The sequence below is a fragment of the Streptomyces sp. MRC013 genome, assembly GCF_023614235.1.
Taxonomy (GTDB): domain Bacteria; phylum Actinomycetota; class Actinomycetes; order Streptomycetales; family Streptomycetaceae; genus Streptomyces.
The window spans coordinates 4,393,388-4,412,039 of record NZ_CP094264.1; the positions used below are offsets into that span (position 1 = coordinate 4,393,388).

Here is an 18,652-nt window from a genome sequence, read left to right on the forward strand (position 1 = left end):
CGGGATGCCCGGGTAGAGGGGTGATGAACCCATTCGCCGACCCGTCCGGCCGCGCTTCCCGGGGGACGCCGGGGGTCTTCACACCGCCCGACTTTCAGATCGGCGACCGGGCCTGAAATAGTTCCTCCTCGATGTTCGCCATCCCCAGACTCCCAGCGACGGGGGTACCTCGGGGGACAACTACGTGGGGCATGGAGTGCCGGAACTCGTACTGGAACTGAACGGAAGGACCTGGACCCTCGATCCGTCCAGGTCGTACACCCTCGGGCGCGACCCGCAGGGCGACGTGGTGATCGACGACGCCAGGGTCTCGTGGCGGCACGCCACGGTGAGCTGGGGGGCCGGAGCTGGGTCATCGAGGATCACGGCTCCACCAACGGCACCTACGCACAGGGTCAGCGGATCCACCAGACGGAGATCGGACCGGGTGCCTCGGTGCACCTGGGCAACGCCACCGACGGCCCGCGGCTGGACTTCGCCGGCGCCGCTCCCGCAGCCCACGCCGCGCCCGCCGGCGCGTACGGCGCCCGGGCGCCGCAGGTCCAGCAGCCCTGGCCCGGCCGGCAGGCCCACGCGGCACCACAGGCCCCGCAGCAGCACCAGCCGCAGCAGCACCCGCACCAGCCGCACCAGGATCAGCCGTACCAGGAGCAGCCCGGCTGGCAGCAGGCGCCGCAGCGGCAGATCCCGCAGCAGCAGGGCGGCGGCGTGGCGGTCGACAAGGTGCCAGGTCCCCCCGCCCACGGCGGGGACCGCAGCCCCACCACCTTCCACCAGCTGGCCCTGGGCCGCGTCATGCGCATCGGCCGCGCGCTCGAGAACGAACTGGTCGTCTCCGACCTCCAGGTCTCGCGCCACCACGCCGAGTTCACCGCTCACCCCGACGGCCGCTTCGAACTGCGCGACCTCGGCTCGCACAACGGCACGTACGTCAACGGCCAGCCGATCGCCAAGTCCGGAACCGTCCTCATCGGCCCGAACGACATCGTCGGCGTCGGCCACTCGACGTTCCGGATCGTCGGCGACCGCCTGGAGGAGTTCGTCGACACCGGCGAGGTCTCCTTCTCGGCCCGCCACCTCACCGTCACCGTCGACGGCGGCAAGCAGATCCTGAAGGACGTCTCCTTCGGCGTCCCCGAGAAGTCGCTGATCGGCGTCATCGGCCCGTCCGGCTCCGGCAAGTCGACGCTCCTCAAGGCGCTCACCGGCTACCGCCCCGCCGACCAGGGCGACGTCCTCTACGACAACCGCAGCCTCTACAAGCAGTTCGCCGAACTGCGCCAGCGCATCGGCCTGGTCCCGCAGGACGACATCCTCCACAAGGAGCTGACCGTCCAGAAGGCCCTGCGGTACGCGGCGAAGCTCCGCTTCCCGGGCGACACCGCGGCGGCCGAGCGCGAGGCCCGGATCGACGAGGTGCTGCGCGAGCTGAAGCTGGACGTCCACAAGGAGAAGAAGTTCACCTCCCTCTCCGGCGGCCAGCGCAAGCGCGTCTCCGTCGCCCTGGAGCTGCTGACCAAGCCGTCCCTGATCTTCCTGGACGAGCCGACCTCCGGCCTCGACCCGGGCATGGACCGCGACGTCATGCAGCTGCTGCGCGGCCTCGCCGACGACGGCCGCACGGTCCTCGTCGTCACCCACTCCGTCGCCGAGCTCGCGCTCTGCGACAAGCTGCTGGTGATGGCCCCCGGCGGTTCGGTGGCCTACTTCGGCCCGCCGGAGGAGGCGCTGAACTTCTTCGGGTACGAGACGTGGGCGGACGTCTTCTCCGCCTTCGAGAACTACCGCGACTACGACTGGGCCGGCCGCTGGAAGGGCTCGCAGCACTACCAGCTGTACGCCGCCGACATCGACGCCGTGGCGCCGCAGCCCGTCCACATGGCGGTGCAGTCCGCCGCCAGGCCGCCCAAGCCGCAGAGCTGGGGTGCCCAGCTGTGGACCCTGATCCGCCGGTACGTCTCCGTGATCGCCTCCGACCGGGGCTTCCTCGCCCTGATGGTCATCCTCCCGGCGGTCCTCGGCGCGGTCTCCGTCGTCATCCCGGCCGACTTCGGCCTGGCCCCGCCGACGCCGCCGTCCAGGTTCAACGGCGACGCGGGAACGATCATGCTCATCCTCGCCGTCGGCATGTGCTTCTCGGGCGCCGCCAACTCCGTACGAGAGCTGATCAAGGAGCGGGTGATCTACGAGCGGGAGCGCGCCACCGGCCTGTCCCGCTCGGCGTACCTGATGTCCAAGGTGATCGTCCTCGGCCTCATCACGGCCTTCCAGGGCGTCATCATCTGCGCCATCGGCTTCACCCCGCGCGAGCTGCCCGCCGAGGGCCTGGTGATGCCGCCCGCCGTCGAGCTGTGCCTCGTCGTCATCGCGCTCGGCCTGACCTCGATGATGGTCGGTCTGGTCATCTCCTCCCTGGTGAAGACCGCGGAGAAGACGATGCCGCTGCTGGTCATGTTCGCGATCGTCCAGGTCGTCTTCACCGGCATCCTGTTCAAGGTGTACGGCTCGCCGGGCCTGGAGCAGTTCGCCTGGCTCATGCCGTCCCGCTGGGCCATCGCCGGCGCGGGCGCCACCCTCGACCTGGCGCACCTCATGCCGCCGTGGGACCACGAGAACCCCACCGACCTGGACCCGCTGTGGGAGCACGGCGCCGGCCAGTGGGGCGTGAACGTGACGGTGCTGGTCGTCATGGCCGTCGCCCTCGGCTTCGTCGTGGCGCGCCTGCTGCGCCGCCACGAGCCGGAGGTCATGCGCAAGTGACCGCCGCCGCGCGCGCGCGTGAAGGGCGGCACCCCTGCCGGGGTGCCGCCCTTTCCACGTCGGTGCGGGTCAGTACGCGCTGTCGACGTTGTCCATGGAGCCGTAGCGGTCGGCGGCGTAGTTGCACGCGGCGACGATGTTGGCCACCGGGTCCCACTGGCTCTTCTTCGTGCCGGGGATGTGGTACGCGTCGAACGTCGGCTTGATGACCTGGAGCAGGCCGATCGACGGGACGCCGTTGCGGGCGTTGATGTCCCAGTCGTTGATCGCGTTCGGGTTGCCGCTGGACTCCCGCATGATGTTGCGGTGGATGCCCTCGTAGCTGCCGGGGATGTCGTGCTTCTTCATGATGGAGAGCGCCTCGCGGATCCATCCGTCGAGGTTGTCCGCGTACACCGGCTTGCGTGCGGCGGTACGGCTGGCGGCGGCCTGGGCGGCGGCGCGCTCCTTGGCGGCGGCCTCGGCCTTGGCGGCGGCCTTCGCCTTGGCGGCCCTCGCCTTGGCGGTGGCCTCGGCCTTCGTCGCGGCCTCGGACTCGGCCTTGGCCTTGGCCGCGGCGGCGGCCTTCACCTCGAACGCCGACTTCTGCCCGGCGATGCCGGCCTGCAGCTCCGCGTTCCGGTAGCCGCTCCAGGCGGCGGCCGGGGCGGCGGCCACCTCCCTGACCTCCGCCTCGGCCGGGGCGGGACCCGGAACCACCGAGAGGGAGAGGGTGGCGGCACCGATGGCGGCCACGCCGGCGAGGGAGAGCTTGTGGTTCTTCTTGAGACGGCTGAGACCAGGAGTGCTGGACGGGAACATACAGTCGTACCTCTTCGAATCGCGGGAGTCGCACGCCGGGCGGCGCTGCGCCTGGCTTGGCGGGCGACGGCAGCAATTCTTAGCGACTGCGAAAACCCGTGGCAAAGATGTGACATACGATCCCGGGTAGTGGATCAGAAGGTGCCGCACATGGCTCCGACGGGTCGGATAGACTCGTGCGACCAGCGGGAATATGTCGCATGTGTGAGCACTAAAGGGTTTCGTACGTGATCTGGGTCCTATGCGCGGCCTCACATCAGGCCCCTGCCGCGTTTACATGAGGTTGCTGAAGCAATGCTCTCTGTGAGGCCCTTTCAGGGCCTCCGCGGCGCCCAGGGAAGACCTAGGTCGCCGGTCCCGGCCGCTGCCGCCCGCAGGCGGATACGGACCGCCACCCCCGTGGGTACGGTGGTCGCATGACCGACCGACCACGCTCCGGTCTCGCCGCGGTGAGCACGGCCCTGCTGGAGATGAGCAGGCAGCTGGAGGTCCGCGACGTCCTGAAGACCATCGTCGCCTCCGCCCGCGACCTGCTCGACGCCGAGTACGCGGCGCTCGGCGTCCCGGACGACCACGGCGGTTTCGCCCAGTTCGTGGTCGACGGGGTCAGCGACGAGCAGTGGAAGGCCATCGGCCCCCTGCCCCGGCAGCACGGCGTCCTCGCCGCGATGCTCCACGGCGAGCGGCCCGAGCGCCTCGCCGACGTCCGCGAGGACCCCCGCTTCGAGGGCTGGCCCGCCGCCCACCCCGACATGTCGGACTTCCTCGGTCTGCCCGTCCGCGACGGCGACGAGACGATCGCCGCCCTCTTCCTCGCCAACAAGCGCCGCCCCTCACCCGGCGGCGGCTTCACCGCCGACGACGAGGAACTGCTCGGCATCCTCGCCCAGCACGCCGCCATCGCCTTGACCAACGCCCGCCTCCACGAGCGCAGCCGCGAGCTGACCATCGCCGAGGAGCGCTCCCGCCTCGCCCACGAGCTGCACGACGCGGTCAGCCAGAAGCTGTTCTCCCTGCGGCTCACCGCCCAGGCCGCCGCCGCCCTGATCGACCGGGACCCCGCCCGCGCCAGGACCGAGCTCCAGCAGGTCGCGGCCCTCGCCGCCGAGGCCGCCGACGAGCTGCGGGCCGCCGTCGTCGAGCTGCGCCCCGCCGCCCTCGACGAGGACGGCCTGGTCCACACGCTGCGCACGCACGTCCAGGTCCTCGACCGGGCCCACACGGCCCGCGTCACCTTCGACGAGGGCGGCGTGCGCGCCCTGCCCGCCGCCCAGGAGGAGGCGCTGCTCCGCGTCGCCCAGGAGGCCCTGCACAACGCCCTGCGCCACTCCGGGGCCGACCGGGTCGCCGTCCGGCTCTCCCGGCACGGCCAGGGCGCCCGCCTCACCGTCGCCGACGACGGCAGGGGCTTCGACCCGTGGGCGGTCCGCAGCGCCGGGCGCCACCTGGGCCTCGTGTCCATGCGGGACCGGGCGAGCGGCGTCGGCGGCCGGCTCGCCGTGCACTCGGCGCCCGGCGAGGGCACCGCGATCGAGATGGAGGTCCCCGGTGGCTGACGAGGAGAGCGGCGGCGCCGCGCGGGCGGGGAAGGGGCGTGCCATCCGCGTGCTCCTCGTCGACGACCACCAGGTCGTCCGCCGCGGGCTGCGCACGTTCCTGGAGGTCCAGGACGACATCGAGGTCGTCGGCGAGGCCGCGGACGGCGCCGAGGGCGTCGCCCGCACGGAGGAGCTGCGCCCCGACGTCGTCCTCATGGACGTGAAGATGCCCGGCACGGACGGCATCGAGGCCCTGCGCAGGCTCCGCGAGCTGGGCAACCCGGCGAAGGTGCTGATCGTCACCAGCTTCACCGAACAGCGCACGGTCGTCCCCGCCCTGCGCGCCGGCGCCGCCGGGTACGTCTACAAGGACGTCGACCCGGACGCCCTGGCCGGCGCCATCCGCTCCGTCCACGCGGGCCACGTCCTGCTCCAGCCCGAGGTGGCCGGGGCGCTGCTCAGCCAGGACGGGGCGAACGGCGGCGCCGGCGGCCGCGGCGGCACCCTCACCGAGCGGGAGCGCGAGGTCCTCGGCCTGATCGCCGACGGCCGCTCCAACCGGGAGATCGCCCGCGCGCTCGTCCTCTCCGAGAAGACCGTGAAGACGCACGTCTCCAACATCCTCATGAAGCTGGACCTCGCCGACCGGACCCAGGCCGCCCTGTGGGCGGTACGCCACGGCCTCACCACCTGACCGGCCCCGCCGCCCGGCCCCACCACCCGGCTCCGGGACGGGGCCCGACCTGACGCGCCCGGCCGGATCCCGTCCCCGGCCGGCCGGCTCAGGGCCGCCCCCGCTCCCGCTCCTCCACGTACGCGTTGAACGCCGCCACCCGCGCCCGCCGCGCCACCCGCTCCACCGGCCGCAGCGCCTCCGCCCGCGCCGCCATCTCCGACGCGCTCACCGCGCCGCCGTGCCCGCTCCCGCACGCCAGCGAGACCAGCAGCGCCACCCGCCGCGCCATCTCCAGCACCCGCACCGCCCGCGGCGGGTACCCCGGCGCCAGCGGCTCGCCCCCCGGCGTCCGCCCGCGCCCGGTACGCGTCCAGCGACGCCTCCGCCACCGGGCCCGAGGCCGCCACGTCCAGCCGCGTCAGCACCGCCGTCGCCCTCCGCAGCGCCTCCGCCAGCTCCCGCTCCGCCTCGCCCAGCGACGGCACGTCCGCCGGAGGCGCCTGCCGCACCGGCAGGCAGCGCCACACGACCCCGGCGCGCGGCTCCCCGGCCGGACCCGCCCCGGTCACCTCCGGTACGAGCCCGAATCCGGCCCCGTAGCCGACGGCCGCCTCCCCCGCCTCGAGCGCCCGCGCGTTGAACTCCGGCGGCCCGCTCAACCCCAGCGGGTGCCCCGGCACGGGCAGCGCGACCCGCCACCCGGCGACCCCCAGCGACCGCAGCCGCCCCAGCGCCAGGGTCAGCCCGACGGGCCCCGGCTCACCCGGCAGGCCCTCCACCCGGTGCGGCGCGTCGTCGCCGACGATCGCGCCCACCGCCTCGTCCGGCGACACCGACCCGGCCAGCAGGGCGTTCCCCCAAGCGGCCAACCGTCCTGAACGTGGTTCCGAAAGCATGGCCCCCAGCCTAGGTACCGGCCCCACGGGTACGGGCCCCGCCACCGGTGGCGTAGGTTTTCCCAGGGAACCCGTGCCCGCCGCTCCCACGGCGCTCCGCGCGGGGACGACGACGAAGCGACGACCGCAAGGGGAGACAACGCGCTCATGGGCGATGTACTGGAGCTGGTGGACGTATCCGTGGTCCGCGACGGACGCGCTCTGGTGGACGGGGTCTCCTGGTCGGTCGAGGAGGGCGAGCGCTGGGCCGTCCTCGGCCCCAACGGCGCCGGCAAGACCACCCTCCTCAACATCGCCTCCACCTACCTCTTCCCCACCCGCGGCACCGTCCGCATCCTCGGCGAGCAGCTCGGCAGGGTCGACGTCTTCGACCTGCGGCCCCGCGTCGGCATGGCCGGCATCGCCATGGCCGAGAAGCTGCCCAGGCGGCAGACCGTCCTCCAGACCGTCCTCACCGCGGCGTACGGCATGACCGCCACCTGGCGGGAGGACTACGACGCCGTCGACGAGGACCGCGCCCGCGCCTTCCTCGACCGCCTCGGCATGTCCGACTTCCTCGACCGCAGGTTCGGCACCCTCTCCGAGGGCGAGCGCAAGCGGACCCTCATCGCCCGCGCCCTGATGACCGACCCCGAGCTGCTCCTCCTCGACGAGCCCGCCGCCGGCCTCGACCTCGGCGGCCGCGAGGACCTCGTACGCCGCCTCGGCCGCCTCGCCCGCGACCCGCACGCCCCCTCCATGATCATGGTCACGCACCACGTCGAGGAGGTCCCGCCGGGCTTCACCCACGTCCTGATGTTCCGTCAGGGCGAGGTGCTCGCCGCCGGGCCCGTCGAGACCGAGCTGACCTCCCGCAACCTCAGCCACTGCTTCGGCCTGCCCCTCGTCGTCGAGCGCGTCGGCGACCGCTACACCGCCCAGGGCCTCCCGCTCGGCTGAACCCGCCGCCCCTCCCCGAAGCCCCGGGGCGCCGGACGCCGGGGGAGCGGAGGAACCCGCCCACCGGGCACCCGACCCCCCTTCACCGCCGGACCCCGGCCCCCTGTCCCCGGCGGGCCCGCGCGCCTACCATGACGGAGTGGACATCGACGCATGGGTCTGGTGGCTGATCGCGGCGGTGGGACTGGGCATCCCGCTCGTCATCACCGCGATGCCCGAATTCGGCATGTTCTCCGTCGGGGCGGTCGCGGGCGCCCTCACCGCGGGACTCGGCTTCGGAGTGGTGGCCCAGGTCATCGTCTTCGTCGTGGTCTCCGTCGCACTCCTCGCCGTCGTGCGCCCCATCGCGGCCCGGCACCGCCGAGGACAACCCGCCCACGCCACCGGCGTGGACGCCCTGAAGGGCCGCCAAGCCGTCGTCCTGGAACGGGTCGACGCCTCCGGCGGACGCGTCAAGCTCGCCGGCGAGGTCTGGTCCGCCCGCGCCTACGCACCCGACCAGGTCTTCGAACAAGGGCAGCAGGTCGACGTCGTCGACATCGACGGGGCCACCGCCGTCGTGATGTGACGTCCCGCCACACGCCGTCCCGGGCAGGCCGGTCACCGGGACAACCGGCCGAACCGCCCACATGACCGCCCGACGTCTGGGAAAATCGATCACAGACAACAACCGGCAGCGAAGGGCACGGGGAGCACGATGCCATCAGTCATCATCGTTCTGGTCATTCTGGTGGTGCTAGTCTTCATCGCCCTGATCAAGACGATCCAGGTCATCCCACAAGCCAGCGCCGCCATCGTGGAACGCTTCGGCCGCTACACCCGCACCCTCAACGCGGGCCTCAACATCGTCGTCCCGTTCATCGACACGATCCGCAACCGCATCGACCTGCGCGAGCAGGTCGTCCCCTTCCCGCCCCAGCCCGTCATCACCCAGGACAACCTGGTCGTCAACATCGACACGGTCATCTACTACCAGGTGACCGACGCCCGCGCCGCGACGTACGAGGTCGCCAGCTACATCCAGGCGATCGAGCAGCTCACCGTCACCACCCTGCGCAACATCATCGGCGGCATGGACCTGGAGCGCACCCTCACCTCCCGCGAGGAGATCAACGCCGCCCTCCGCGGCGTCCTCGACGAGGCCACGGGCAAGTGGGGCATCCGCGTCAACCGCGTCGAACTCAAGGCCATCGAGCCGCCCACCTCCATCCAGGACTCGATGGAGAAGCAGATGCGCGCCGACCGCGACAAGCGCGCCGCGATCCTCACCGCCGAGGGAATCCGTCAGTCCCAGATCCTCACCGCCGAGGGCGAGAAGCAGTCCGCGATCCTGCGCGCCGAGGGCGAGGCCAAGGCGGCGGCCCTGCGCGCCGAGGGCGAGGCCCAGGCGGTCCGCACCGTCTTCGAGGCCATCCACGCCGGCGACCCCGACCAGAAGCTGCTCTCCTACCAGTACCTCCAGATGCTCCCGAAGATCGCCGAAGGCGACGCCAACAAGCTCTGGATCGTCCCCAGCGAGATCGGCGACGCCCTCAAGGGCCTCTCCGGCGCCTTCGGCAACCTCGGCAACGGCGCCTCCGGATTCGACACCTCCTCGAAGGAGCGGCGCCGGCAGGACCCCCCGCGGACTGACCGCGGGCCGGCCCCCCGGTCGACTCACCCGGGTGCCCTCGTGCATGATCGGTTCATCCACCACCGATCCGCACGGGGGGCACAGTGACGCTCTGGGAGATGCTCGCCGTCTTCGCGGCCGGCATAGGCGCGGGCACCATCAACACGATCGTCGGGTCGGGCACGCTCATCACCTTCCCCGTCCTCCTGGCAACCGGCCTCCCCCGGTCACCGCCACGGTCTCCAACGCCCTCGGCCTGATCCCGGGCTCCGTCAGCGGGGCCATCGGCTACCGCGCCGAGCTCACCGGTCAGCGCGACCGCGTCCTGCGCCTCACCGTCGCCGCCGCCGCCGGAGGGCTCGGCGGCGCCGTCCTCCTCACCCTCCTCCCCTCCACGGCCTTCGAGACGATCGTCCCCGTCCTCGTCGCCCTGGCACTGGTCCTGGTCGTCCTCCAGCCCCGCATCACCCGGACCGTCCAGACCCGCCGGGAACGCACCGGCCGCGACGGCACCACCCGCCACGGCGGCCCCCTCCTCTTCGCCGGCCTGCTCCTCGCCAGCGTCTACGGCGGATACTTCACCGCCGCCCAGGGGATCATCTACCTCTCCCTCATGGGCATGCTGCTCGACGACACCCTCCAGCGCCTCAACGCCGTGAAGAACGTCCTCGCGGCCGTCGTCAACACCGTCGCCGCACTGTTCTTCGTCTTCGCCGCCCGCTTCGACTGGACCGCGGTCGCCCTCATCGCCGCGGGCTCCACCATCGGAGGCCAGCTCGGGGCCCGCGTCGGCCGGCGGCTCCCCGCCCGGGCCCTCCGCACCCTGATCGTCGTCATCGGCGGCGCCGCGATCCTCCAGCTCACCACCCGATGACGGAGGAGCCCGCCCCCGGCGGCACGCCGGGAACGGGCTCCACCCGCGGCCGCGCTCAGGCGGCGACGGCCTCCGGCCGCTGGACCGCCAGCCACTCCGGCAGCTCCGACCGCTCACCGGCCCGCAGCGCCAACAGCATCGCGTCCGCGGGACTCGGCACGTACGGCCGGTGCAGCAGCGGCATCCCCGCCTCCTCCGGCGTGCGGTCCGCCTTGCGGTGGTTGTCCTCCGCACAGGAGGCGACCGTGTTCAGCCAGCTGTCCGCGCCCCCCTGCGACCGCGGCACGACGTGGTCGACCGTCGTCGCGCGCCGCCCGCAGTACGCGCACCGGTACTGGTCGCGCACCAGCACACCCCTGCGCGACCACGGCGCGTGTCTTCGGAACGGCACCCGTACGTACCGGCACAACCTGATCACCCGCGGTGCGGGCAACTCCACCCGGGCCGCCCGCAGCCGGAGTTCCGGATGGGCCTGCTCGACGACGGCCTTGTCCTGCAGCACCAGCACCACCGCCCGGTGCAGCGACACCGTCGACAGCGGCTCGAAGCTCGCGTTGAGAACCAGCGTGTCCCGCATTCCGCCCACCTCCGTGTGCCGGCCGTCCCCTGACGCGCCTGGACCAACTCTGGCGGGGCGGCACCGAACGGGACAACGCAATATCCGCAGGCACGAAAATGCCCGCCCCCGGCCTCTCACAGGCCAGGAGCGGGCGAACGGGAGGCGAACCTTCAGCCCTCCGCAGGTGTCTCGTACTCCCCGACCAGCTGCGCGCGCGCCAGCGTGTGGAACCGCAGGTTGAAGCCGACGGCCGCCGCCGTCGCGTCGGAGTCCGGCCCCAGCTTCTCCCGGTCCACGGCGTACACGGTGAAGACGTACCGGTGGGGGCCGTCCCCGGGCGGCGGCGCGGCACCGCCGAAGTCCTTCGACCCATAGTCGTTGCGGGCGTGGACCGCCCCCTCGGGCAGTCCCGCGAACCCACCGCCGCCCGCGCCCGCCGGCAACTCCGTCACCGACGCGGGGACGTCGAACAGCACCCAGTGCCAGAACCCGCTGCCCGTCGGCGCGTCCGGGTCGAAGCACGTCACGGCGAAGCTCTTCGTCTCCGCCGGAAACCCCTCCCACCGCAGGTGCGGGGAGGTGTTCCCCTCCGCGTACACCTGCGCGTCCGCCAGCACGCCCCCGGGTGCGACGTCGTCGCTCACCACGGTGAACGACGGCACCGGCGGGTGGAAGTCGTGGGGGAGCGGCGGCCTCTTCGCCTCGGTCACGTCAGAACCTCCGATCACGTGGGACCCTCGTCCCGAGCCTAGAGCCAGTTGCGGCGCCCGCCGACATCGGCGAGCCACTGGTTGAGGTAGGCGGCCCAGTCGGTGTCCCGGTAGCCGTCCAGCCCGACCACGAAGCAGCGGTACGAGTCGCTGCCCTCGCTGAACAACCCGGCCTTCTTGTCCATCTCCAGCACCACGTCCATCTCCCGCCCGTCGGCGACGAACGACAGCTCGACCTGGTTCAGCCCGCGGTGGTGCTGCGGCGGCAGGAACTCGATCTCCTGGTAGAACGGCAGCCGCTGCCGCGTCCCGCGGATGTGCCCCCGCTCCATGTCGGCGCTCTTGAAGCGGAAGCCCAGCTGCACGAACGCGTCGAGGATCGCCTGCTGCGCCGGCAGGGGGTGCACGCTGATCGGGTCCAGGTCACCGGAGTCCACGGCCCGCGCGATCGCCAGCTCCGTCGTCACCCCGATGTCCATGCCGCGCAGCTGCTGCCCGCCGATGCAGGTGACGGGCGTCTCCCAGGGGATCTCCAGTCCGAACGGCACGACGTGCACGGCCCCGGGCTGGACGGTGAAGGAACCGCCGATCTGCTTCTTCGCGAACTCGACGTCCTGCTTCACCTCCTGGTCGCCGCCCTCGACCTCGACCCGCGCCTGGAGTCCGAGCGACAGGCTCTGGATCTCCTGGGCGACCGAACCGCCCTCGACCCGCACCTCGCCCTGGACGACGCCACCGGGTACCACGTTCGACTCGGTCAGCACGGTCTCGACGTTGGCTCCGCCCGCCCCCAGGCTCGCGAGCAGCTTCTTGAAGCCCATGTCCACTCCTTCTCGGTCCTCGGCCTACATACGCGTACGCCCGGAAGACCGTAGCCGGTTCCGGGTGCCGTCCCGGTACGCTCGTCCAACATGATCGAGAGCCTCGACCGTACGCCGCTGCCCCGGGACTTCTTCGACCGCCCCGTACTGGAGGTCGCCCCCGACCTGCTCGGCCGGACCCTGATACGGATGACGGACGACGGGCCCATCGAGCTCCGCCTCACGGAGGTGGAGGCGTACGCCGGGCAGGCCGACCCCGGCTCGCACGCCTACCGGGGCCGCACGGCACGGAACGCCGTCATGTTCGGCCCCCCGGCCACGTGTACGTCTACTTCACCTACGGGATGTGGCACTGCCTGAACCTGGTGTGCGGCCCGGAGGGCACCGCGAGCGGGGTCCTGCTGCGCGCCGGGGAGATCCGCACCGGCCACGGACTGGCCCGGCGCCGACGCCCCTCGGCCCGGAGCGACGGAGAACTCGCCAAGGGGCCGGCCCGGCTCGCCACGGCCCTGGGCATCGACCGCACCCTGGACGGCACCGACGCCTGCGCCGGCCCGGATTCCCCGCTGTCCGTGCTGACGGGCGCCCCCGTGCCCCTCGACCGGGTACGCAACGGCCCCCGCACCGGTGTGGGCGGGGAGGGCGCCGCGCACCCCTGGCGCTTCTGGATCGACGGGGACCCGACGGTCAGTCCGTACCGGGCCCACACACCGCGCCGAAGGAGGGCTTGACTCCGGGGAGCGGGCCACCTAAGCTCGACCGAGCCGCAAGAGCCGGGGCACGCTGTATCAGCACCCCTGGGGCGGCCAAAACCACTACCTGGCGATCCCCCCTGGCAGGGGCGGATTCGTCGTGCCGGAATTCATTTCGAGGAGCTCGATTATGAGCACCGCGGGGAATCCGCTAAAGTGGAGGAAGCCGAAAGGCGGAGGCCTTCCAACGGCCGCTGGAGAGGGAATCCGGACCGGGAACGGGGCGGTGAACGGATCTGGTAGTGTTGGAAACACCGAAGGAAGCGCCCGGAGGAAAGCCCGAGAGGGTGAGTACGAGGGAAGCGTTCGTTCCTTGAGAACTCAACAGCGTGCCAAAAGTCAACGCCAGATATGTTGATAACCCCGTCTCTGTGAGACGTGGTTCCTTTGAAGAACACAGCGAGGATGCTGTGGATCGGGAGGATCATTCCTTCTTCCGGTCCCGCTCAACGCGGGTGTTTGCCCGGATGACCGGGAAGCATTCACGGAGAGTTTGATCCTGGCTCAGGACGAACGCTGGCGGCGTGCTTAACACATGCAAGTCGAACGATGAACCCGCTTCGGTGGGGGATTAGTGGCGAACGGGTGAGTAACACGTGGGCAATCTGCCCTGCACTCTGGGACAAGCCCTGGAAACGGGGTCTAATACCGGATACGACCGCTTCGGGCATCCGATGGTGGTGGAAAGCTCCGGCGGTGCAGGATGAGCCCGCGGCCTATCAGCTTGTTGGTGAGGTAACGGCTCACCAAGGCGACGACGGGTAGCCGGCCTGAGAGGGCGACCGGCCACACTGGGACTGAGACACGGCCCAGACTCCTACGGGAGGCAGCAGTGGGGAATATTGCACAATGGGCGCAAGCCTGATGCAGCGACGCCGCGTGAGGGATGACGGCCTTCGGGTTGTAAACCTCTTTCAGCAGGGAAGAAGCGCAAGTGACGGTACCTGCAGAAGAAGCGCCGGCTAACTACGTGCCAGCAGCCGCGGTAATACGTAGGGCGCAAGCGTTGTCCGGAATTATTGGGCGTAAAGAGCTCGTAGGCGGCTTGTCGCGTCGGATGTGAAAGCCCGGGGCTTAACTCCGGGTCTGCATTCGATACGGGCAGGCTAGAGTTCGGTAGAGGAGATCGGAATTCCTGGTGTAGCGGTGAAATGCGCAGATATCAGGAGGAACACCGGTGGCGAAGGCGGATCTCTGGGCCGATACTGACGCTGAGGAGCGAAAGCGTGGGGAGCGAACAGGATTAGATACCCTGGTAGTCCACGCCGTAAACGTTGGGAACTAGGTGTGGGCGACATTCCACGTCGTCCGTGCCGCAGCTAACGCATTAAGTTCCCCGCCTGGGGAGTACGGCCGCAAGGCTAAAACTCAAAGGAATTGACGGGGGCCCGCACAAGCGGCGGAGCATGTGGCTTAATTCGACGCAACGCGAAGAACCTTACCAAGGCTTGACATACATCGGAAACATCCAGAGATGGGTGCCCCCTTGTGGTCGGTGTACAGGTGGTGCATGGCTGTCGTCAGCTCGTGTCGTGAGATGTTGGGTTAAGTCCCGCAACGAGCGCAACCCTTGTCCCGTGTTGCCAGCAGGCCCTTGTGGTGCTGGGGACTCACGGGAGACCGCCGGGGTCAACTCGGAGGAAGGTGGGGACGACGTCAAGTCATCATGCCCCTTATGTCTTGGGCTGCACACGTGCTACAATGGCCGGTACAAAGAGCTGCGATACCGTGAGGTGGAGCGAATCTCAAAAAGCCGGTCTCAGTTCGGATTGGGGTCTGCAACTCGACCCCATGAAGTCGGAGTCGCTAGTAATCGCAGATCAGCATTGCTGCGGTGAATACGTTCCCGGGCCTTGTACACACCGCCCGTCACGTCACGAAAGTCGGTAACACCCGAAGCCGGTGGCCCAACCCCTTGTGGGAGGGAGCTGTCGAAGGTGGGACTGGCGATTGGGACGAAGTCGTAACAAGGTAGCCGTACCGGAAGGTGCGGCTGGATCACCTCCTTTCTAAGGAGCACTTCTTACCAGGCCGTCTGGTCTGGTCAGAGGCCAGTACATCGGCGAACGTCCGGTGCTGGTGGCTCATGGGTGGAACGTTGACTATTCGGCACACTCGGGATCTTCCTTTGTTAGTACTGCTTCGGCGTGGAACACGGGGAGGGGCCGGGGGTGTTGGGCGCGCTGTTGGGTGTCTGAGGGTGCGAGTGTTTGCTTGCCCTTCTGCGATGCCGGTCCCAGTGAACTCCAGGTGTGGCTTGGGGGTGGTGGGTGGCTGGTCGTTGCTTGAGAACTGCACAGTGGACGCGAGCATCTGTGGCCAAGTTTTTAAGGGCGCACGGTGGATGCCTTGGCACCAGGAACCGATGAAGGACGTGGGAGGCCGCGATAGGCCCCGGGGAGCTGTCAACCGAGCTGTGATCCGGGGGTGTCCGAATGGGGAAACCCGGCAGTCGTCATGGGCTGTCACCCGCTGCTGAACACATAGGCAGTGTGGAGGGAACGAGGGGAAGTGAAACATCTCAGTACCCTCAGGAAGAGAAAACAACCGTGATTCCGGGAGTAGTGGCGAGCGAAACCGGATGAGGCTAAACCGTATACGTGTGAGACCCGGCAGGGGTTGCGTGTGCGGGGTTGTGGGATCTCTTTTTCATGGTCTGCCGGCTGTGAGACGAGTGAGAAACCGTATGGGTAGGCGAAGGACATGCGAAAGGTCCGGCGTAGAGGGTAAGACCCCCGTAGCTGAAATTCATGCGGCTCGTTGGAGAGACACCCAAGTAGCACGGGGCCCGAGAAATCCCGTGTGAATCTGGCGGGACCACCCGCTAAGCCTAAATATTCCCTGGTGACCGATAGCGGATAGTACCGTGAGGGAATGGTGAAAAGTACCGCGGGAGCGGAGTGAAATAGTACCTGAAACCGTGTGCCTACAAGCCGTGGGAGCGTCGCGCAAGGACTTCGGTTCTTGCGTCGTGACTGCGTGCCTTTTGAAGAATGAGCCTGCGAGTTTGCGGTGTGTTGCGAGGTTAACCCGTGTGGGGAAGCCGTAGCGAAAGCGAGTCCGAATAGGGCGGTGTAGTAGCGCGCTCAAGACCCGAAGCGGAGTGATCTAGCCATGGGCAGGTTGAAGCGGAGGTAAGACTTCGTGGAGGACCGAACCCACCAGGGTTGAAAACCTGGGGGATGACCTGTGGTTAGGGGTGAAAGGCCAATCAAACTCCGTGATAGCTGGTTCTCCCCGAAATGCATTTAGGTGCAGCGTCGTGTGTTTCTTGCCGGAGGTAGAGCACTGGATAGGCGATGGGCCCTACCGGGTTACTGACCTTAGCCAAACTCCGAATGCCGGTAAGTGAGAGCGCGGCAGTGAGACTGTGGGGGATAAGCTCCATGGTCGAGAGGGAAACAGCCCAGAGCATCGACTAAGGCCCCTAAGCGTACGCTAAGTGGGAAAGGATGTGGAGTCGCAGAGACAACCAGGAGGTTGGCTTAGAAGCAGCCATCCTTGAAAGAGTGCGTAATAGCTCACTGGTCAAGTGATTCCGCGCCGACAATGTAGCGGGGCTCAAGCGTACCGCCGAAGTCGTGTCATTGCAGCATGAGGGCTAACGCCTGTTGTGATGGGTAGGGGAGCGTCGTGTGCCGGGTGAAGCAGCCGTGGAAGCGAGTTGTGGACGGTTCACGAGTGAGAATGCAGGCATGAGTAGCGATACACACGTGGGAAACGTGTGCGCCGATTGACTAAGGGTTCCTGGGTCAAGCTGATCTGCCCAGGGTAAGTCGGGACCTAAGGCGAGGCCGACAGGCGTAGTCGATGGACAACCGGTTGATATTCCGGTACCCGCTTTGAAGCGTCAGCGCTGAACCCAGCGATGCTAAGCCCGTGAAACCGCCGTGTGCGTCTTCGGACAAGTGCGGAGTGGTGGAGCCGGTGGCCCAGACTGGTAGTAGGTGAGTGATGGGGTGACGCAGGAAGGTAGTCCAGCCCGGGCGGTGGTTGTCCCGGGGTAAGGGTGTAGGCCGTGTGGTAGGTAAATCCGTCGCACGTGAAGGCTGAGACCTGATGCCGAGCCGATTGTGGCGAAGTGGATGATCCTATGCTGTCGAGAAAAGCCTCTAGCGAGTTTCATGGCGGCCCGTACCCTAAACCGACTCAGGTGGTCAGGTAGAGAATACCGAGGCGTTCGGGTGAACTATGGTTAAGGAACTCGGCAAAATGCCCCCGTAACTTCGGGAGAAGGGGGGCCATGTCTGGTGATGAGTCTTGCACTCGGAGCTGGGTGTGGCCGCAGAGACCAGCGAGAAGCGACTGTTTACTAAAAACACAGGTCCGTGCGAAGCCGTAAGGCGATGTATACGGACTGACGCCTGCCCGGTGCTGGAACGTTAAGGGGACCGGTTAGCTCCATTTCGGTGGGGCGAAGCTGAGAACTTAAGCGCCAGTAAACGGCGGTGGTAACTATAACCATCCTAAGGTAGCGAAATTCCTTGTCGGGTAAGTTCCGACCTGCACGAATGGCGTAACGACTTCTCGACTGTCTCAACCATAGGCCCGGTGAAATTGCACTACGAGTAAAGATGCTCGTTTCGCGCAGCAGGACGGAAAGACCCCGGGACCTTTACTACAGTTTGATATTGGTGTTCGGTTCGGCTTGTGTAGGATAGGTGGGAGACTGTGAAGCTTCAACGCCAGTTGGGGTGGAGTCGTCGTTGAAATACCACTCTGGTCGTGCTGGATGTCTAACCTGGGTCCGTGATCCGGATCAGGGACAGTGTCTGATGGGTAGTTTAACTGGGGCGGTTGCCTCCTAAAGGGTAACGGAGGCGCCCAAAGGTTCCCTCAGCCTGGTTGGTAATCAGGTGTTGAGTGTAAGTGCACAAGGGAGCTTGACTGTGAGACCGACGGGTCGAGCAGGGACGAAAGTCGGGACTAGTGATCCGGCGGTGGCTTGTGGAAGCGCCGTCGCTCAACGGATAAAAGGTACCCCGGGGATAACAGGCTGATCTTCCCCAAGAGTCCATATCGACGGGATGGTTTGGCACCTCGATGTCGGCTCGTCGCATCCTGGGGCTGGAGTCGGTCCCAAGGGTTGGGCTGTTCGCCCATTAAAGCGGTACGCGAGCTGGGTTTAGAACGTCGTGAGACAGTTCGGTCCCTATCCGCTGTGCGCGTAGGAATATTGAGAAGGGCTGTCCCTAGTACGAGAGGACCGGGACGGACGAACCTCTGGTGTGCCAGTTGTTCTGCCAAGGGCATGGCTGGTTGGCTACGTTCGGGAGGGATAACCGCTGAAAGCATCTAAGCGGGAAGCCTGCTTCGAGATGAGTGTTCCCGCCTCCTTGAGAGGGTAAGGCTCCCAGTAGACGACTGGGTTGATAGGCCGGATATGGAAGCCCAGTGATGGGTGGAGTTGACCGGTACTAATAGGCCGAGGGCTTGTCCTCAGTTGCTCGCGTCCACTGTGTTGTTCCCGGGTTGCGAACAGTCGCACCGGCATACAACATCTATTCAAGTGAATAGTGTGCTTGTTCGCTCGAACCCGATGGGGTTTCGGTGGTCATAGCGTTAGGGAAACGCCCGGTTACATTCCGAACCCGGAAGCTAAGCCTTTCAGCGCCGATGGTACTGCAGGGGGGACCCTGTGGGAGAGTAGGACACCGCCGAACAATCTTTCAGGACCCTTGGTCCCAGCGTGCATGCTGGGACCAAGGGTCCTT

At 68.1% G+C, this 18,652-nt stretch carries 9 protein-coding genes, 3 rRNA genes and 4 pseudogenes; 11 read left to right on the top strand and 5 right to left on the bottom strand.

Annotated features, from left to right (window positions below):
• Positions 1–184 precede the first annotated feature (184 nt).
• A pseudogene (locus tag LUW75_RS19930) lies at positions 185–2,760 on the top strand (ABC transporter ATP-binding protein/permease).
• Between the two features lie 69 nt (positions 2,761–2,829).
• Here the strand turns inward: LUW75_RS19930 and LUW75_RS19935 are convergent.
• Complete coding sequence (locus LUW75_RS19935) at positions 2,830–3,561, bottom strand: transglycosylase SLT domain-containing protein (RefSeq protein ID WP_250336839.1); 732 nt, start codon at positions 3,559–3,561, stop codon at positions 2,830–2,832.
• A gap of 416 nt (positions 3,562–3,977) precedes the next feature.
• Between LUW75_RS19935 and LUW75_RS19940 the strand changes: the two genes are divergently transcribed.
• Both LUW75_RS19940 and LUW75_RS19945 read left to right on the top strand, forming a co-directional pair.
• Positions 3,978–5,117, top strand: coding sequence for a GAF domain-containing sensor histidine kinase (locus tag LUW75_RS19940; protein ID WP_250336840.1), 1,140 nt, complete (start codon positions 3,978–3,980; stop codon positions 5,115–5,117).
• The gene (locus tag LUW75_RS19945; RefSeq protein ID WP_250336841.1) at positions 5,110–5,793 is read left to right on the top strand and encodes a response regulator; all 684 of its coding nucleotides are present in this window, start codon (positions 5,110–5,112) and stop codon (positions 5,791–5,793) included. Before LUW75_RS19940 ends, LUW75_RS19945 begins: the two co-directional genes overlap by 8 nt.
• Positions 5,794–5,881: 88 nt before the next feature.
• On the opposite strand, the pseudogene LUW75_RS19950 reads toward LUW75_RS19945, so the two are convergent.
• Positions 5,882–6,671 (bottom strand): annotated as a pseudogene (locus LUW75_RS19950) (hypothetical protein).
• Between the two features lie 147 nt (positions 6,672–6,818).
• Here LUW75_RS19950 and LUW75_RS19955 point away from each other — a divergent pair.
• From LUW75_RS19955 to LUW75_RS19970, 4 genes and pseudogenes are all read left to right on the top strand, one after another.
• Complete coding sequence (locus LUW75_RS19955) at positions 6,819–7,610, top strand: ABC transporter ATP-binding protein (RefSeq protein ID WP_250336842.1); 792 nt, start codon at positions 6,819–6,821, stop codon at positions 7,608–7,610.
• Between the two features lie 139 nt (positions 7,611–7,749).
• Positions 7,750–8,178, top strand: a complete 429-nt coding sequence (locus LUW75_RS19960; RefSeq protein WP_250336843.1) for an NfeD family protein — start codon at positions 7,750–7,752, stop codon at positions 8,176–8,178.
• A 129-nt stretch (positions 8,179–8,307) separates the two neighbouring features.
• Positions 8,308–9,330 carry an SPFH domain-containing protein gene (locus LUW75_RS19965; RefSeq protein WP_250336844.1) on the top strand — a complete coding sequence of 341 codons (1,023 nt, stop codon included), beginning with the start codon at positions 8,308–8,310 and terminating at the stop codon, positions 9,328–9,330.
• Positions 9,327–10,096, top strand: a pseudogene (locus LUW75_RS19970) (sulfite exporter TauE/SafE family protein). Before LUW75_RS19965 ends, LUW75_RS19970 begins: the two are co-directional and overlap by 4 nt.
• Before the next feature lie 55 nt (positions 10,097–10,151).
• Here the strand turns inward: LUW75_RS19970 and LUW75_RS19975 are convergent.
• The 3 genes from LUW75_RS19975 to LUW75_RS19985 form a co-directional block, all read right to left on the bottom strand.
• On the bottom strand, positions 10,152–10,673 hold the full coding sequence (locus LUW75_RS19975) for an HNH endonuclease (RefSeq protein WP_250336845.1): 522 nt from the start codon (positions 10,671–10,673) through the stop codon (positions 10,152–10,154).
• A 152-nt stretch (positions 10,674–10,825) separates the two neighbouring features.
• On the bottom strand, positions 10,826–11,365 hold the full coding sequence (locus tag LUW75_RS19980) for a YbhB/YbcL family Raf kinase inhibitor-like protein (RefSeq protein ID WP_250336846.1): 540 nt from the start codon (positions 11,363–11,365) through the stop codon (positions 10,826–10,828).
• Positions 11,366–11,403: 38 nt separating this feature from the next.
• Positions 11,404–12,186, bottom strand: coding sequence for a sporulation protein (locus LUW75_RS19985; protein ID WP_250336847.1), 783 nt, complete (start codon positions 12,184–12,186; stop codon positions 11,404–11,406).
• Between the two features lie 90 nt (positions 12,187–12,276).
• On the opposite strand from LUW75_RS19985, the pseudogene LUW75_RS19990 reads away from it, so the two are divergent.
• The 4 genes and pseudogenes from LUW75_RS19990 to rrf all read left to right on the top strand — a co-directional run bounded on the left by LUW75_RS19990 (position 12,277) and on the right by rrf (position 18,601).
• Positions 12,277–12,917 (top strand): annotated as a pseudogene (locus tag LUW75_RS19990) (DNA-3-methyladenine glycosylase).
• A 502-nt stretch (positions 12,918–13,419) separates the two neighbouring features.
• Positions 13,420–14,947 (top strand): 16S ribosomal RNA (locus tag LUW75_RS19995).
• Positions 14,948–15,255: 308 nt separating this feature from the next.
• Positions 15,256–18,379: ribosomal RNA gene (locus LUW75_RS20000) — 23S ribosomal RNA — on the top strand.
• Between the two features lie 105 nt (positions 18,380–18,484).
• A 5S ribosomal RNA gene (gene rrf / locus LUW75_RS20005) occupies positions 18,485–18,601 on the top strand.
• The 16S, 23S and 5S rRNA genes sit together here, the layout of an rRNA operon.
• Positions 18,602–18,652 lie beyond the last annotated feature (51 nt).

Excerpts from the sequence above, each read along its gene's own strand:
- LUW75_RS19955 (WP_250336842.1), top strand. The coding sequence starts at position 6,819 with ATGGGCGATGTACTGGAGCTGGTGGACGTATCCGTGGTCCGCGACGGA.
- LUW75_RS19965 (WP_250336844.1), top strand. The coding sequence starts at position 8,308 with ATGCCATCAGTCATCATCGTTCTGGTCATTCTGGTGGTGCTAGTCTTC.
- LUW75_RS19985 (WP_250336847.1), bottom strand. The coding sequence starts at position 12,186 with ATGGGCTTCAAGAAGCTGCTCGCGAGCCTGGGGGCGGGCGGAGCCAAC.
- LUW75_RS19940 (WP_250336840.1), top strand. The coding sequence starts at position 3,978 with ATGACCGACCGACCACGCTCCGGTCTCGCCGCGGTGAGCACGGCCCTG.
- LUW75_RS19975 (WP_250336845.1), bottom strand. The coding sequence starts at position 10,673 with ATGCGGGACACGCTGGTTCTCAACGCGAGCTTCGAGCCGCTGTCGACG.
- LUW75_RS19935 (WP_250336839.1), bottom strand. The coding sequence starts at position 3,561 with ATGTTCCCGTCCAGCACTCCTGGTCTCAGCCGTCTCAAGAAGAACCAC.